Source organism: Streptomyces sp. BRA346, assembly GCF_052851135.1.
This window is the reverse complement of sequence record NZ_JAIWIH010000027.1, coordinates 32,076-47,488: the sequence shown is the minus strand read 5'-3', so window position 1 is coordinate 47,488 and position 15,413 is coordinate 32,076. Positions and strand designations below refer to the sequence as shown.

The window sequence follows — 15,413 nt, the reverse complement described above, 5'->3', positions numbered from 1 at the left end:
CCCTCCGCGGGACGATTGCCCACAAACCGGCGGAACCGCTGCCCACAACCCGTTATTCGCCCTTCGCGCCCGTTACGCCTTCCAGGCGGTTCAGGAAGACCACCTTTGGGTCGGCCGCGTCCTTCGCCGGGACGCGGACGGCCGACTCGGCGACCCGGGTCAGCGTCACCGCCCGCTTCGCCTCGCCCGTCATCAGCGCCTTGACCTGCGGGTCCGGGTTGGGCCGGAAGCCCTTCGCCATGGTCTGCTTCTGGCGGTGGTGCGAGGTGAAGAAGACCACCGCGCCGCCGTCCTCCGTCCGCAGGCCCACCGGCGCCTCGGCGCCGCCACCGGCCGCCGCGGTGTCGATGTACTGCGTCCAGAACTTCGGCGTCTTCTTGAACTTGTCCCGCGAGTCCCGGAGCCCCGTCGTCGCCGAACCGTCCGCGAACGTGTCGCCCTTACCCGTCATCAGGTAGTCGGCGTAGTCGCGGCTCAGCTTGTCCGGCCGGACCGCGAGCCGGGGTGCCGGGCCCGCGGCCTCGACGGGCTTGGCCCAGCCGTCCTTGTCGGTCGCGAAGGCCGGTACCTCGTCCTGGCTGAGAATGGACAGGTACGCGGCCTTCCACGGGTCGTCGGCGCCCTGGCGGGTGAAGACGACCAGCCACCGGTTGGAGTCCCGGTTGCTGTCGGTGTCCGCCACGAAGAACTTCGGCCACCCGATCTGCCGGGGGATGTGGAAGGTCGCGTCCGACAGCTTCAGCGCCGGGTAGTTCGGGTTGCCCTGCGGGGAGTTGGCGTGCTGGGCCTTGAGGTCGGCCCTGCTGATGGCCTCCAGCGGGCCGGTCTCCACCTCGCTCGCCACGGACGGATCCAGCTCGCGGTACGCCTTGTTGTACGTGGCGGTGAACTCCTTGAGCGCCTCGGCGGCCTCAGCCTTGTCCACCGACGGGATGTTCTCCCGCTCGCCGTGCACCGTCATGCACCCCGTCAGCGTCATCCCCAGCGCCAGCACCGCCGCTGCGCTCGGAAGGACGGACGGCCGGCGGGGTGACCTGCGTGTCATGGGGCTGCGGCTCCTTCGGGGCTGCGTTGGACGGCGCCACCCTACCCGGGGCGAAGAAGAAGGTCAGCGTGGGGACCAGATACAGCAGCCACACTGTGACCTGGAGCCACGTGGGATCGGGCTGGAAGTTGAAGACGCCCTTGAGCAGCGTGCCGTACCAGGTGTCCGGCGCGATCGTGGAGCTGATGTCGAACGCCTGGGAGTGCAACCCCGGAAGCCAGTTCGCCTCCTGGAGGTCGTGGAAGCCGTACGCGAGGACGCCCGCCGCCACCACGACCAGCATGCCGCCCGTCCAGGTGAAGAACTTCGCCAGGTTGATCCGCAGCGCTCCGCGGTAGAACAGCCAGCCCAGCAGCACCGCGGTGACCAGGCCCAGGGCCACTCCGATCAGCGGGTCCGCCGAGCCGCCGTTGCTCGCCCGCACCGCGGCCCACACGAACAGGGCGGTCTCCAGGCCCTCCCGGCCCACCGCCAGGAACGCCGTGGCCACCAGCGCGCCGGTGCCCATGGCGAGCGCCGCGTCCAGCCGCCCGTGCAGCTCGTGCTTGAGGTGGCGGGCGGTGCGCCGCATCCAGAACACCATCCAGGTCACCAGGCCGACCGCGATGATGGACAGCGAGCCGCCCAGCGCCTCCTGCGCCTCGAACGTCAGCTCCTGGGTCCCGAACTCCAGTACCGCGCCGAAGGACAGGGCCAGCGCGACCGCCGCGCCGATGCCCAGCCACACCGGCCGCAGCGCGTCCCGGCGGCCGGTCTTGACCAGGTAGGCGACCAGGATGCACACGATCAGGCTGGCTTCGAGCCCTTCGCGCAGCCCGATCAGGTAGTTGCCGAACACGGGGTTCGCCTTCCTCTCGTTCTCGGTCCGGTCAGGTGAACAGCGCCCGGCCCCACCAGTCGTCCGCGTCCCGGACGCCCGGCGGGATGGCGAACAGCGCCGAACCCACGTGCTGGATGTACTCGTTGAGCGCGTCGGTGCGCGCCAGCCGCCGCTGGAGCGGTACGAAGCCTTCGCGCACGTCGTGCTGGTATGCGAGGAAGAACAGTCCCGCGTCCAGCCGCCCCAGACCGTCCGTACCGTCGGTGAAGGAGTAGCCGCGGCGCAGGATGCGGACGCCGCCGTTGGAGTCCGGGTGGGCGAGGCGGACGTGCGCGTCGGGCAGCATCGCCTTGAGGTTGGGCGTATCGCGCTCGTGCTGCTTGCCGTACGGCGCGCCCTCGCCCTTGTCCCGCCCGAACACGTCCTCCTGCTCCTTGAGCGAGGTGCGGTCCCAGGTCTCGATGTGCATGCGGATGCGGCGCGCCACCAGGTACGAGCCGCCCGCCAGCCAGGCCGGGCCCGCCTTCTCGCTCACCCACACGTGCTTCTTCAGGGCGTCGGCGTCGGTGCCGGAGATGTTCCGGGTGCCGTCCTTGAAACCCATCATGTTGCGCGGCGTCTGCGCGTCCGGGGTGGTCGAGGACGTCTTGCCGAAGCCCAGCTGCGACCAGCGGACGGCGACCTTGCCCATGCCGATGCGGGCCAGGTTGCGGATCGCGTGCACGGCCACCTGCGGGTCGTCGGCGCACGCCTGCACGCACAGGTCGCCGTCGCTGCGGGCCGCGTCGAGGTCGTCGCCGGGGAAGACGGGCAGGTCGATCAGCGCCTCGGGGCGGCGCCCCGCGATCCCGAACCGGTCCTTGCCCTTCTTGTCCTTGAAGAGGGTGGGGCCGACCCCGAAGGTGAGGGTGAGCCGGGACGGCTTGAGTCCCAGCGCCTCCCCGGTGTCGTCCGGCGGCGCCTCGATCAGGTCGCTGACCGCGCCGTCGCCGACCGCGTGCCCCTGCGTCATGCGGGCCGCCGCCTTCGTCCACTCCTTGAGCAGATCGATCAGCTCGGCGCGGTCGTCGGTGGTGACGTCGAAGGCCGCGAAGTGCAGCCGGTCCTGGACGGCGGTGGCGATGCCCGCCTGGTGCGCCCCGTGGAACGGGACGGCGCCGCCGCTGTCGCCCACCGGCCGGGCGTCGTCGCCGGTACCGCCGAGCGCGGCGGCCGTGCCCCCGGCGGCCGCGGCGCCGAGCGCGAGCCCGGCACCGCCCCAGCCGATGAGGGCGCGGCGCGAGGGGGAAGGTGCGTTGGTGGAGGGCGCGGCCTCGTCGGTCATGACCTGCCCCTCACTTCGCGACGACGGCGGCGGCGAGCTTGGACAGCGGCTCGGCCAGCGCGTTGACCGCGTCCGACAGCTCCTTGCGCTTGCTCTCCGAGACGGTGTCGTACGAAACGAAGCCGTCGCCCTCGCGGTACCGGTCCAACTGCTTCTTCACCGCGGCGAACTGCTTGTCCAGGTCCTTGGCCAGTGCCGGGTCGTTCTTCCCGGCCACGGACTTGAGCAGCTGGTACGAGGTCTCGGCGCCCTCGACGTTGGCCTCGAAGTCCACCAGGTCGGTGTGGCTGTAGCGCTCCTCCTCGCCGGTGACCTTGCCGGTCTGCACCTCGTCCAGCAGCTCCTTGGCGCCGTTCGCCATGCCGGTGGGGGTGATCTCGGCCGTGCCGACCCGCTTCCGCCAGTCCTTCAGGTCCTTGATCAGCTGGTCGGCGAGGTCATGGTCGGCCTTGGTGATCTTCTTCGTCTGCCACAGCGACTTCTCCAGCCGGTGCCAGCCCGTCCACTTCTGGCCCTTCTCCAGCCCGTCCTCGCGCACATCGACCTTCGGGTCGATGTCGCCGAAGGACTCGGCGACCGGCTCGGTGCGCTCCCAGCCGATGCGGGAGGGCGCGTACGCCTTCTTGGCGGCCTCCAGGTCGTCCTTCTTGACCGCGTCGGCGAACGCCTGGGCCTTCGGCAGCGTCTCGTCGGCCTGCTTCTGCGCGTACGCGCGGTACGCGGCCACCGCCTTGTCCAGCTTCGGATCCCGCTCGGCCGCCGCGCCCTTCCCGGTCGCGGACACCTTCTGGCGGATGCCGTGGCCCTTCATCCCGGGCTTGCAGGCGATCTCGTACGAACCGGACTTCACCTCGGCGTTGATCACGGCCTTGGTGCCGGGCCCGATGTTCTCCCGCTCGGTGACGATCCGGTCGCCGGGGGCGTAGACGTAGACCTCGGTGACCTTGGAGCCCTTGTTCTCCACCGCGAGCTTCACGTGTCCGGCCGGGAACGAGGTCTTGGAAACCTTGCACGCACTGTCCGACGCCGTGACCTGCACCGCGTCGGAGTCCTTGGCGTCGGTCTTCTCGGCGCAGCCGGCGACGGCGGTGACCGTCGTCAGCGCCGATATCGCGGCGACGAAGGAGGTGCGGGCGGCTCTCATACGGGCTCCAGACGTGGCTCGGGGCATGGCGGGCCCATCGGGGCAGGGTGCGTCAATGCCCCGATAAGGCGGACCTAACTTAACTGAGCCTTGCCTGTGTGGCGGCCGGGTAATTCCAAGAATCTCTTTGCGAATGGCAAAGATTCGGCCAATTGGCCGGTTCGCATTATGAGGGCGTTATAGAGACGTGACGTCCCGGGGTGCCCGGGCGTCCTGGGGCCCCGCTCAGGCGCTGAGCGGGAAGCGGCGGCCCAGGTCGCGGAGGATCGCGGTGTTGAGGCCGTACGCGTGCTTGCACTCGTCGACCACGCGCTGCTTCTCCAGGTCGTCCACCGGCAGGGCGTCCAGGAGGGCGCGGTAGTCGCGCTTGAAGGAGGCGGGGTTGGGGATCGACTCGAAGACGTAGAACCGCACCCCGTCGCCCTTGCGGTCGAAGCCCCACGTCTTCTCGGCCATCCCGCGGACGATCTGGCCGCCGGAGAGGTCGCCCATATAGCGGGTGTAGTGGTGGGCGACCAGCCCGGCGGGCCAGTCCCGCACGCACTCCGCTATGCGGTCCGCGTACTCCGCCGTGGCGGGCAGCGGCTCCAGGCCGGAGCGCCAGCGCGGGCCGCCGAGGTGGGTCAGGTCGCGCTCCAGCTCCTCCGTACGGGCCAGGTCGAGCCGTAGGAACGGGCCCGCGACCGGGTCTTCGGCGAGGTGGCCGGGGGTGGACTCCAGGGCCCGGTACACGAACCAGAGCTGCTCCGTGTACTGCCGGTACGCGTCCACGCCCAGCCGCCCGCCGAGCAGGTCCCCCATGAAGGCCGACCCGGCGACCTGGGTGTGCTGCTCGTGCGAGGCGGCGCGGAGGAGCGCGGAGAACGGCGTGGGCGTGGCGTCCAAGACGGCCTCCGGGGTGGGTTGGGGCGACCTGACCCCACCCTTTCCCGACGCCCTGTCGGCAAAACCTCCGGTTCAGGGAAGCGTCAGGATCTCCGCTCCGGTGTCCGTCACCACCAGTGTGTGCTCGAACTGAGCCGTCCGCTTGCGGTCCTTGGTGACGACCGTCCAGCCGTCCTCCCACATGTCGTACTCGTACGTGCCGAGCGTCAGCATCGGCTCGATCGTGAACGTCATGCCGGGCTTGATCTCGGTCGTGTGGTGCGGGCTGTCGTAGTGCGGCACGATCAGGCCGGAGTGGAACGAGGTATTGACGCCGTGGCCCGTGAAGTCGCGGACCACGCCGTAGCCGAAGCGCTTGGCGTACGACTCGATGACCCGGCCGATGATGTTGATCTTCCGGCCCGGCTTGACGGCCTTGATCGCACGGTTGAGCGACTCCCGCGTCCGCTCCACCAGCAGCCGCGACTCCTCGTCCACGTCGCCGCACAGGTAGGTGGCGTTGTTGTCGCCGTGCACGCCGTGGATGAAGGCCGTGACGTCGAGGTTCACGATGTCGCCGTCGCGCAGGACGGTGGTGTCCGGGATGCCGTGGCAGATGACCTCGTTGACCGAGGAGCACAGCGACTTCGGGAAGCCGCGGTAGCCGAGCGTCGACGGATACGCGCCGTGGTCGCACATGTACTCGTGCGCGACCCGGTCCAGCTCGTCCGTCGTCACCCCCGGCGCGATCAGCTTCGCGGCCTCCTCCATCGCCCGCGCGGCGATCCGCCCCGCGATCCGCATGCGCTCGATCGTTTCGGCGTCCTGCACCTCGGGCCCCTCATACGGCGCGGGGCCCTCCTTCCCGACGTACTCGGGCCGCGGGATCGAGGCGGGGACGGGGCGGGTGGGGGAGATGCTCCCCGGAACAAGGAGTGACTGGCCAGACATATCAGCGAGTGTATCGGCGCCGGATCGGGCACCATGGCCGCGAGGAAGACCGCGGCGTGAGCTATCGAGACGGAGGCCGGGATGGCGCTGTTCAGGAAGGGTCCCGTCGGAAAGCCGGGCGAGTGGTACTACTGCGTCAAGCACCACAAGGTCGAAGAGGGCCCCGAATGCCGGGCGGCCGACCGCCTGGGCCCGTACGGCACCCCCGAGGAGGCCGCCCGCGCCCTCGAAACGGCCCAGGAGCGGAACGCCCAGTGGCAGAACGACCCCCGCTGGCAGGACGACGCCCCGAGCGACGACGCCCCGCGGGGCGGCACGCCCTAGGCGTGATTGCCGACGCCGCCTTCAGGGTGCCGAGTCGGTTCCTGGCAGCGGGGGCCGAGCGCCGACAGTTGCGTGGTCGGCGGAGCGGGCGGTATCGAATCCGAGGACCTCCGAGTCGCTGCCGAGGCGGGCGGCGGAGTGCGTCGTCCCGGGGGCGGCCTCGTCCAGCAAAGGCCGCACGGCTTCGAGGTAGAAGCGGCGGGAGAGCTCCAGCCCGGGGACGAAGGGCGGCGGCGTGGTCATGCTGGGGAGGGTGCCGCATCGGCGTCCGGTCGGTCGAAGGCTTTTACGCGTCCGGCGGGCGGCGTTGATCATTCGTCGGGTACGCCCAAGGCCGGTGTACGCACCATGAACACGTCCACCGGGTCCTCGCTCTCCAGGGCGAATCCGTGCCGTTCGTACAGCCGCCTGGCCGGACTGCCCTGGAGCACGTTCAGCCGGACCAGGGTGCCGTCGCGGTCACACCGCTCCAGGAGTCGGCGCAGCACGGCCGTACCGATGCCGCTCCCCTGGAGGTGCGGGGCCAGGTAGAAGTGCTCCAGCCAGTGGGCGTCCTCGGCCGGGCGCAGCGACACGCAGCCGGCGAACGCGCCGCCCACCTCGATCACCCAGGTGTGCGCGGGAACGAACCCGTTCCGCAGGCGCTGCCGCACGCGCTGCTCCTCGTAGCGCCCGAGTCGTTCCAGATCCGCCCGCAGCACCACGGCCCGCAGCTCGGCCACCGCCTCGACGTCCGCCACCGACGCCGGTCGCATCTCCCAGTCCGCCATGATCGTCAGACTACGGGTGGGGCGCGGCCGCGCGGACGGCTCTCGCGTGCTCGTCCGTACGCGCGTCGTACGCCATCAGGCGGGGGAGTGCCAGGGCCAGGAGGGCGACCGATGCCACGCAGGCCAGCCCGCCCGACCAGACAGCGGCCCGGGCGCCGGTGAGACCGGCCGTGGTGCCCGCGCGGACCTGGCCCAGTTGGGGGCCGGTGGCGTACGAGAGCAGTTCGATGCCCGCCAGGCGGCCCCGGAACTTGTGGGGGATCGTCTGGTTCCAGATCGTGGCGCGGAACAGTCCGCTCACCATGTCGCCGCCGCCCGCCACCGCCAGGCACAGCAGGACCAGCCAGACGTTCGACAGCCACCCGGCGGCGGCCATCGCCAGACCCCAGACCGCCGCGCCCAGGACCACCATCCGGCCGTGGCGGTGGATGCGGGACGTCCAGCCGCTGGTCGCGCTGACCGCCACCGAGCCGACCGAGCCCGCCGCGTACATCAGGCCGAGCGCCCAGGGGGCGTCCAGGTCGTCGGCGAGGAAGGGGAAGATCGCGTTCGGGAAGGCGAAGAACATCGCGGCCATGTCCACCGCGTACGTCCCCAGCAGCTCCTTGCGCCGCCAGGCGTACCGCGCGCCCTCGCCGATCGCCCGCAGCGACGGCGGATCGGCGTCATGGGCGGGCGGGGCCGGGGTGAGGCCGAGCGAGAGGACGAGGGAGGCGATGAAGGTCAGCAGGTCGAGGCCGTAGGCGAGCGGCAGGCCCGCGTACGCGACGACCACACCGGCGAGCGAGGGGCCCGCGATGGCCGACAGCTGCCAGCGCATCGAGTTCAGCGCGGCCGCGGCGGTGAGCTGGTCGTGCGGGACGATACGGGCCACGACCGCGTCGATGGCCGGGCGCTGGAGCCCCATCAGCGCGCTGGTCAGCGCGGCGACCACGTACAGCGGCCACAGCATGGGGTCCGGCAGCAGGCTGTTGACCAGCAGCAGGACGGAGAGCAGCCCGAGCCCGGCCTCCGTAGCGAGGATCAGCTTCCGGCGGTCGACGGCGTCGGCGAGCGCCCCGCCGTACAGGCCGAAGACGATCAGCGGAACCAGCTCCACCGCCCCGATCGCCCCCACCGCCACTGCGGAGCCGGTCAGCTCCTTGATCTGGAGCGGCAGCGCCACCATCGTCAGGAAGCTGCCGAAGGCGGTCACCAGGCCCGCCGTCCACATGAGGCGGAAGTCGCGGGAGGAGCGCCAGGGCGCGAGGTCCGGCAGCAGCGCTCGGGTGCGCCTCCGCGGGGGTTCCGGCGGGGTGGGGTCGTCCTCGGCGGTCACGGTCATGAGTGCACATGCTCCGGCCGCGCCGACGCGCACGGCAACCGAATTACGCCCCGCGGACGGGGCCTTGCCCTTGACCTTGAGCGCACTCCAATTGCCAGGGTCGGGCGACGACGGAAGGAGTGCGGATGGAAACGCGTCAGCTGGGGCGTTCGGGACCCGCCGTGTCCCGATTCGCCTTCGGGACGATGACGTTCGGCGGGGACACGGACGAGGCGGCGGCCCACGAGATGCTCGACGTGTACGTCGAGGCGGGCGGCACGCTGATCGATACGGCCGACCTCTACGGGAGCGGTGCGTCGGAGCGCATCGTCGGCCGGTGGCTGAGCGCCCGGCCGGGCGTGCGCGAGCGCGTCCTGCTCGCGACCAAGGGCCGCTTCGGGTTTCCCGGCGCGAGCCTGACCCCGGCGTACCTGCGCACCGCGCTGGACGCCAGCCTCTCCCGGCTCGGCGTCGATCGGGTCGACCTCTACCAGGTGCACGGCCCGGACGACGAGCACCGGGTCGACGAGATCGTCGAGTTCCTCGCCGAGATCGTCACCGCGGGCAAGGCCCGCCACGTCGGCGTGAGCAACTTCGCCGGATGGCAGGTCGCCAAGCTCGCGCGGCTGCTGGGGGAGCGGGGCGGCCCGCCGCTGGTCTCCCAGCAGATCCAGTACAGCCTGCTGGCCCGTGCGGTGGAGTGGGAGGTCGTTCCGGCCGGTGTCGACGCCGGGCTGGGCACGTTGCTGTACGGCCCGCTGGGGCAGGGGTGGCTCACCGGCAAGTACCGGCGCGACCAGCGTCCACCGGCCGGTACCCGGGTCGCCCGGGCCGAGGACGTGACGAGCGAGGCGTGGCACCGGCGGAACACCGAAGAGGTGTGGTCGGTCATCGACGTGCTCCGCGACGTCGCGCACGCGCACGGCGTGACGCCAGGTCAGGCGGCCCTGGCGTGGGCCGCCGACCGCCCGGGCGTCACCGCGCCGATCGTCGGCGCGCGGACCGTGGCGCAGCTGCGCGAGTCGCTCGCCGCGGCCGCGCTGCACCTCGGGGAGGAAGCGACGGCCCGTCTCACCGAGGCCAGCGCGCCGCCGACGCCGAACTACCCGTACGGGATGCTCGAACGGATCGCGGGCTGGCACGGCGGATAGCGGCGGCGACGCCGCGGGAAAGAACCGCGCTCACCAGCCCGGTGGGGGTGGGGACGTCAGTTGGTCGGCCAGGCGGGCCAGGCGGTCGCGGATGCGGCGGCGGCCGGGGCGTGGGGGCAGGGTGTTCTCCCCGGCGGCCGCGCTGACCAGGTGCTGGACCGTGTCGAGGTCGAGGTCGGCGCCCTCGGGGGCGGACAGCGCGTCGTGGGACAGGGCGTGCAGTTCGGGGTCGCCGCCGTCGAGGGCGAGGACGGTGGCGCCGCCGCGGCGGGCGTCGTTGACGCGCTCCAGCAGCCCGGCGCCCGGGTCGCCGGGGGTGACGACGAGGAGGGTCTCGCCGCGTCCCGCCGCCTCCAGGCGGCCCAGGCCGACCGACAGGTGGGCCGGGACCGCGCGGCCCGACGGGACCCGGTGGCGGACCAGGGTGGGGGACAGCTCGGGCAGGCCGGACCAGGCGGCCTCGTCGTCGAGGTGGGCGGCCAGGTGCCAGGGTTCGTACTCGGCGCTGCCCACGAGCAGCAGCCCGCCCTCGCGCGAGCCGACCGAGGCCCGCAGGGAGCCCGCGAAGCGGCGGGTGGACTGCAACCACTCGGTTCCGGCGAGCACTTCGCGCAGCAGCGCGACCCGTACGGCGTCCATGCGTCCGGATCCTGCCGTGCCCGAGGGGCGGTTACCGGGGAAATAGGGGGCACTCACCCCTTTGAGGGCATGCGCGGCGCGCCGCGGCGACAACTGTTCATTGCGCCGTCTCTTGACGCTCTGTGAGGCAAACCCTATGGTCGCCGGACACAAGGGACGTCCTACGTCCCATTTGGTCCGGCTGAGCACTCGATCGATTGCAACGGCGCATCGGGAGGGTCCGCATGGCACGCCCGTACGAGGTTTCGGTCCCGTTCCGGGCCGGGACCGGGGGATACGCGAGCTACCGGATTCCGGCGGTGGTGGTGACGCACGCCGGGACGCTGCTGGCCTTCGCCGAGGGGCGGGTGGGGTCGTCCGCCGATCACGGGGACATCGACCTGGTGCTGAAGCGGTCCGCCGACGGGGGCCGGACCTGGGGCGCGCCCCAGGTCGTCGCCCGGAACGGCGACGGAACGGCCGGGAACCCCGCGCCCGTCGTGCTGGAGGACGGCGCCCACGCGGGCCGGGTCGTGCTGGTGCACGTCCGCAGCGCCGCCGCCGCGACCGAGGACCGGATCCGCCGCGGCGAGGTGTCCGCGGAGGACGGGCGGCGGGTGTGGCTGACGTACAGCGACGACGACGGCGTGAGCTGGAGCGCGGCCCGCGAGATCACCGCGCAGACGAAGCGCCCGGAGTGGCGCTGGTACGCCACCACCCCGGGGCATGCGCTGCGGTTATGCCACGGCGACCACGCGGGCCGGATCGTCGTACCGGCCAACCACTCCCTCCCGCCGACGGTCCCCGGCGACGTCGGCACCGAGGGCCGGTACAACGGCGGGCACGACCTGCTGAGCGACGACGACGGCGAGACCTGGCGCATCGGGTACGTGGACGACGACCCGGACGGCTACATCAACGTCAACGAGACGACCGCCGCCGAACTCCCCGACGGCCGGGTCTACTTCAACACCCGTAACGACGCGACCGCGCCCGGCACCCGCGCCGACGCCTACTCCTACGACGGCGGCGCGACCCTGGCCACCCCCTTCCGGCCGCAGGCCGGGCTGGTGACGCCGGTGGTCGAGGGGTGCGTCCTGCACCTCGGCGAGCCGGATGTCCTGCTGTACTCCGGGCCCGCCGCACCCGGCTTCCGGGCGCTGATGACGGTGCGGGCGAGCCGCGACGGCGGGGTCACCTGGCGGCCGGTGCACACCGTGGACGGGCTGCCCGCTGCCTACTCCGACCTGGTCAGGATCGATCAGGACACGGTCGGACTGCTCTACGAGACCGGCGACTTCAGCGCCTACTCGACCATCACATTCCGGCGCGTTCCGGTGGAGGAGCTGGTATGAGCATGTCAGAAATGCAGGGAGCGCAGGGACCCCGGCGGCGTGCCGTCCTCGGCGGTGCGGCCGCCGCGGCGGCCGGATTCACCCTCGCCGGCTGCGGCGGGGACGACGGCGGGGGCGACGAGCCCAAGGGCCGCAAGAAGGGCGAGAAGATCACCCTGACCTTCTGGTCCTGGGTGCCGGGCATCGACAAGCCCGTGAACCTGTGGAACAGCAAGAACCCCGAGGTCCGGGTCAAGGTCGAGAAGGTGTCGGCGGTCGAGGGCGCGCAGTACGCGAAGATGCACGCCGCGATCAAGGCGGGCAACCCGCCGGACCTTGGCCAGATCGAGTACCCGGTGGTGCCCAGCTTCCTGATCGACAACGGGCTGCTCGACCTCACCGAGCACGGGATCGACCGGTACAAGGACAAGTTCGTCGGCTGGCAGTGGCAGCAGTCGGTGTTCGGCAAGGGCGTGTACGCCGTACCGCAGGCATCCGGGCCGATGGGGCTGTTCCTCCGTCAGGACCTGTTCGAGAAGTGGGGCGTCGAGCCGCCCGCCACCTGGGACGCGTACGAGGCGGCGGCCAAGGCGATACGGAAGAAGGGCGCCTGGATCGAGACGTTCTCGGCGACCAACGGCAACCGCTTCGCGGGCCTCGCCTGGCAGGCCGGGGCGCGCTGGTTCGGCGCCGAGGGCGACACCTGGACCGTCTCGATCGACGACGAGCCGACCGTCAAGGTCGCCGACTACTGGGACGCGCTGGTCAAGCAGAAGCTGATCAAGACCATCCCGGACCGGCAGAACGCCTGGTACAAGGACGTCCAGACCGGCGCGATGGCCTCCTGGCTCGGCGCCAGCTGGGGCGACGCGCTGCTCGTCGGCAACGCCCCCAAGACCGCGGGGAAGTGGCGGGTCGTCCCCATGCCGCAGTGGAAGCGGGGCGAGGCGGCGTACGCCAACTGGGGCGGCTCCACGACCGCCGTCTTCGCCAAGACCAAGTACCCCGAGGACGCGCTGGACTTCGCGATCTGGCTCAACACCGACCCCGAGTCGATCAAGCTGCTGATCGAGAACGGCTACGGCACCCCCGGCGCCAGGCGGGGCTACGCCACCTCCGATCTCGACGTCCACAAGGACTTCTTCGGCGGCCAGGAGTACAGCAAGGTGTTCGACGACGCGAGCAAGGGCGTGGACACCAGCTGGAAGTGGGGCCCGGCCACCGACACCCTGTACCAGCGGCTCGGCGACGCCTTCACGGCGGCCATCGGCGACGGGTCGTCGTTCCGGTCCGTGCTGAAGAAGGTGCAGCGGGACACGATCGGCGACCTCAAGGAAAAGGGCCTGAAGGCGGAGGCCGGATGACGGGCCGTACGCCGGGTGGGGCGACAGGCCGTACGTCGGGCAGGATGCCGCGCATGACCCGCGCGGAGGCGCGCGGCGCGCGGGCGGCGGCCGGTTTCCTGCTGCCGTTCCTCGCGCTGTTCCTCCTCTGCTTCATCGCTCCCATCGGCTTCGCGCTCTACGAGAGCCTGCTGAAGGTCGAGCGCACCGGGCCGCTCGGCCTCGGCGGGGAGACGAAGGACGTCTGGGCGGGCCTGTCCAACTACGCCCACGCCCTCCAGGACGAGCACTTCACCGCCGGATTCGGGCGGGTGCTGCTCTTCGGCGCGGTCCAGATCCCGGTGATGATCGCCTTCGCGACCGCGCTCGCGCTGCTGCTGGAGGCGGCTTCCGCGCGCTGGGTCGGCTTCTTCCGCACCGCCTTCTTCCTGCCGTACGGGGTGCCCGGGGTGATCGCCTCGATCCTGTGGGGCTTCCTCTACGTACCGGGGATCAGCCCGCTGGTGGAGATGGCGCACTCGGCGGGCTGGGACGTCGACTTCCTGGGCCGCTCCACCGTGCTGTGGTCCATCGCCAACATCGTCACCTGGCAGTTCACCGGCTACAACATGCTGGTGCTGATCGCCCAGCTCAAGGCCGTACCCGGGGAGTTGTACGAGGCGGCGAAGATCGACGGCGCGAGTGCCTGGCAGATCGCCCTGCACATCAAGCTCCCTCTGATCCGGCCCGCGCTCGTCCTCACCACGGTCTTCAGCCTCATCGGCACCCTCCAGCTCTTCGCCGAGCCCAAGGTGCTCAAACCGCTCACCAACTCGATCGACTCCGGCTACACCCCCAACCTGGCCGCCTACAACGAGGCGTTCACCAGCAACAACCAGCACATCGCCGCGGCCGAGGCGGTGCTGCTCGCGCTCGTCGCGTGCGTGCTGTCCTTCGGCTTCCTGCGGCTGGTGGGCCAGCGCGGGAAGGGCGGGGAGGACCGGTGAGCGGCGTGGACGAGTCGGGCGGACGCGGCGCACCGGGGCCCGGCGGCCCCGAGCGCGCCGAGCCGTCGGCCCCGGCCGGGCGGGACGCCCCGGGCCGCCCCGGGGACGTGCCCGCACCACGGCCCGGTTCGGGCGCGGACGCGGAATCGGCCACGGCCACGGGCGCGGCACCGGAGGCGGCTACCGATCCGGACGCGGGCAACGCCGTCGACGCGGACGCCGCCGGGCCGCCCGCCCGCGCGGCGGGCACGGCGAGCGCGGGCGACGGGCCCCCGGGGCCCATGCCCGCCGGGCGGGCGGCCGGTGCGGGCGGGGACGCGCAGGGCGGTCCGGGGGCCGGGGCCGGGCGTTCCGCTGCCCGGGAGGGCCCGGCGACGGATGTGGCAGCGACGGGCGTGACCGCGGTGGCCGGGACGGCGGCGCGCACACGGCGGACCGCCGCCCGCGAGGGGGCGGCATCCGCCGAAATGCCCGCCGCCCCGGCCGCTGCCGGGACCGCCGCGGTGGGCGGGACGAGCGACGGGCCCGGCCCCGCACCGGGTGCCGGACGCCCGGACCGCCGACGCGCGGAGCGCGAGCGGCGGCCCGCGCTGCGGTACCGCATCATCACCGTCTCGCTGCTCGCCGTCGCCGCCCTCTACTTCCTCACCCCCGTCTACTGGCTCGTCGTCTCCGCGACCAAGTCCAGCAGCGACCTCTTCGGCACCTTCGGCTTCTGGTTCCACGATCCGGATCCCCTCGGCCGTCTGCACCAGGTGCTGACGTACGACGACGGCATCTACGCACGGTGGTTCGCCAACAGCCTGATGTACGCCGGGGTCGGCGCCCTCGCCGCCACCCTGCTGTCGGCCGCCGCCGGGTACGCCCTCGCCAAGTTCCGCTTCCCCGGGCGGGAGGGGATCTTCAACGTCATCCTGGCCGGGGTCCTCATCCCCGGCACCGCGCTCGCCCTCCCGCTGTATCTCCTCTTCAGCCGCATCGGCCTGGCCAACACGTACTGGGCCGTCCTCATCCCCAGCGTCGTCAGCCCCTTCGGCGTCTACCTCTGCCGGATCTACGCGGCCGCCGCCGTCCCCGACTCGCTGATGGAGGCGGCGCGGATCGACGGGGCGGGCGAGGCGCGGACCTTCTTCACGGTGGGGCTGCGGCTGATGACTCCGGCCCTGGTCACCGTCTTCCTGTTCCAGTTCGTGCACATCTGGAACAACTTCTTTCTGCCGCTGGTCATGCTCTCCGACTCCGACCTCTATCCGATCCAGCTCGGCCTGACCTCCTGGACGGGGTACGCGGACCGGCAGCCGGAGCTGTACCAGTACACGGTCGGCGGCGCCTTCCTGTCCGTACTGCCGCTGATGGTGCTGATGGGCGTCCTCCAGCGGTACTGGCGCACGGGGCTGACGGAGGGGAGCGTGAAGGCATGACGTGGGCGTGACAGT

At 71.7% G+C, this 15,413-nt stretch carries 15 protein-coding genes and 1 pseudogene; 6 read left to right on the top strand and 10 right to left on the bottom strand.

From position 1 onward, the window contains the following. Window positions 1–52: 52 nt before the first annotated feature. The 6 genes from LCH29_RS29135 to map form a co-directional block, all read right to left on the bottom strand. Window positions 53–961 carry a hypothetical protein gene (locus LCH29_RS29135; RefSeq protein ID WP_446464746.1) on the bottom strand — a complete coding sequence of 303 codons (909 nt, stop codon included), beginning with the start codon at window positions 959–961 and terminating at the stop codon, window positions 53–55. Further along, on the bottom strand, window positions 912–1,883 hold the full coding sequence (efeU, locus tag LCH29_RS29130; RefSeq protein ID WP_446464673.1) for an iron uptake transporter permease EfeU: 972 nt from the start codon (window positions 1,881–1,883) through the stop codon (window positions 912–914). Before efeU ends, LCH29_RS29135 begins: the two co-directional genes overlap by 50 nt. Before the next feature lie 31 nt (window positions 1,884–1,914). Next, entirely contained in the window at window positions 1,915–3,189 is a 1,275-nt protein-coding gene (gene efeB / locus LCH29_RS29125; RefSeq protein ID WP_446464672.1) for an iron uptake transporter deferrochelatase/peroxidase subunit, read from the bottom strand. Between the two features lie 10 nt (window positions 3,190–3,199). Next, window positions 3,200–4,333: an iron uptake system protein EfeO gene (gene efeO, locus LCH29_RS29120; RefSeq protein ID WP_446464671.1), complete on the bottom strand. Its 1,134-nt coding sequence runs from the start codon at window positions 4,331–4,333 to the stop codon at window positions 3,200–3,202. A 225-nt stretch (window positions 4,334–4,558) separates the two neighbouring features. Then, the gene (locus LCH29_RS29115) at window positions 4,559–5,218 is read right to left on the bottom strand and encodes a biliverdin-producing heme oxygenase (RefSeq protein ID WP_446464670.1); all 660 of its coding nucleotides are present in this window, start codon (window positions 5,216–5,218) and stop codon (window positions 4,559–4,561) included. A 72-nt stretch (window positions 5,219–5,290) separates the two neighbouring features. After that, complete coding sequence (gene map / locus LCH29_RS29110) at window positions 5,291–6,148, bottom strand: type I methionyl aminopeptidase (RefSeq protein WP_446464669.1); 858 nt, start codon at window positions 6,146–6,148, stop codon at window positions 5,291–5,293. Window positions 6,149–6,229: 81 nt separating this feature from the next. Here map and LCH29_RS29105 point away from each other — a divergent pair, with 81 nt between their 5' ends. Further along, window positions 6,230–6,472 carry a hypothetical protein gene (locus LCH29_RS29105; RefSeq protein WP_446464668.1) on the top strand — a complete coding sequence of 81 codons (243 nt, stop codon included), beginning with the start codon at window positions 6,230–6,232 and terminating at the stop codon, window positions 6,470–6,472. A gap of 72 nt (window positions 6,473–6,544) precedes the next feature. On the opposite strand, the pseudogene LCH29_RS29100 reads toward LCH29_RS29105, so the two are convergent. From LCH29_RS29100 to LCH29_RS29090, 3 genes and pseudogenes are all read right to left on the bottom strand, one after another. Beyond that, window positions 6,545–6,715: pseudogene (locus LCH29_RS29100) on the bottom strand (DUF4037 domain-containing protein); the annotation flags it as partial. Window positions 6,716–6,783: 68 nt separating this feature from the next. Next, window positions 6,784–7,242, bottom strand: a complete 459-nt coding sequence (locus tag LCH29_RS29095; protein WP_446464667.1) for a GNAT family N-acetyltransferase — start codon at window positions 7,240–7,242, stop codon at window positions 6,784–6,786. A 10-nt stretch (window positions 7,243–7,252) separates the two neighbouring features. Then, window positions 7,253–8,566, bottom strand: a complete 1,314-nt coding sequence (locus LCH29_RS29090) for an MFS transporter (RefSeq protein WP_446464666.1) — start codon at window positions 8,564–8,566, stop codon at window positions 7,253–7,255. Window positions 8,567–8,691: 125 nt separating this feature from the next. On the opposite strand from LCH29_RS29090, the gene LCH29_RS29085 reads away from it, so the two are divergent. Next, complete coding sequence (locus LCH29_RS29085) at window positions 8,692–9,696, top strand: aldo/keto reductase (protein WP_446464665.1); 1,005 nt, start codon at window positions 8,692–8,694, stop codon at window positions 9,694–9,696. 30 nt (window positions 9,697–9,726) lie between these two features. On the opposite strand, the gene LCH29_RS29080 is transcribed toward LCH29_RS29085, so the two are convergent. Beyond that, window positions 9,727–10,335, bottom strand: a complete 609-nt coding sequence (locus LCH29_RS29080; protein ID WP_446464664.1) for a hypothetical protein — start codon at window positions 10,333–10,335, stop codon at window positions 9,727–9,729. A gap of 224 nt (window positions 10,336–10,559) precedes the next feature. Here LCH29_RS29080 and LCH29_RS29075 point away from each other — a divergent pair, with 224 nt between their 5' ends. The 4 genes from LCH29_RS29075 (at window position 10,560) to LCH29_RS29060 (ending at window position 15,398) form a co-directional block, all read left to right on the top strand. Further along, complete coding sequence (locus LCH29_RS29075; protein ID WP_446464663.1) at window positions 10,560–11,669, top strand: sialidase family protein; 1,110 nt, start codon at window positions 10,560–10,562, stop codon at window positions 11,667–11,669. After that, window positions 11,666–13,012, top strand: coding sequence for an ABC transporter substrate-binding protein (locus LCH29_RS29070; protein WP_446464662.1), 1,347 nt, complete (start codon window positions 11,666–11,668; stop codon window positions 13,010–13,012). The genes LCH29_RS29075 and LCH29_RS29070 overlap by 4 nt, the downstream gene beginning before the upstream one ends. A 44-nt stretch (window positions 13,013–13,056) precedes the next feature. Beyond that, window positions 13,057–13,977, top strand: a complete 921-nt coding sequence (locus LCH29_RS29065; RefSeq protein WP_446464661.1) for a carbohydrate ABC transporter permease — start codon at window positions 13,057–13,059, stop codon at window positions 13,975–13,977. 467 nt (window positions 13,978–14,444) lie between these two features. Continuing rightward, window positions 14,445–15,398, top strand: a complete 954-nt coding sequence (locus LCH29_RS29060; RefSeq protein ID WP_446464745.1) for a carbohydrate ABC transporter permease — start codon at window positions 14,445–14,447, stop codon at window positions 15,396–15,398. Window positions 15,399–15,413 lie beyond the last annotated feature (15 nt).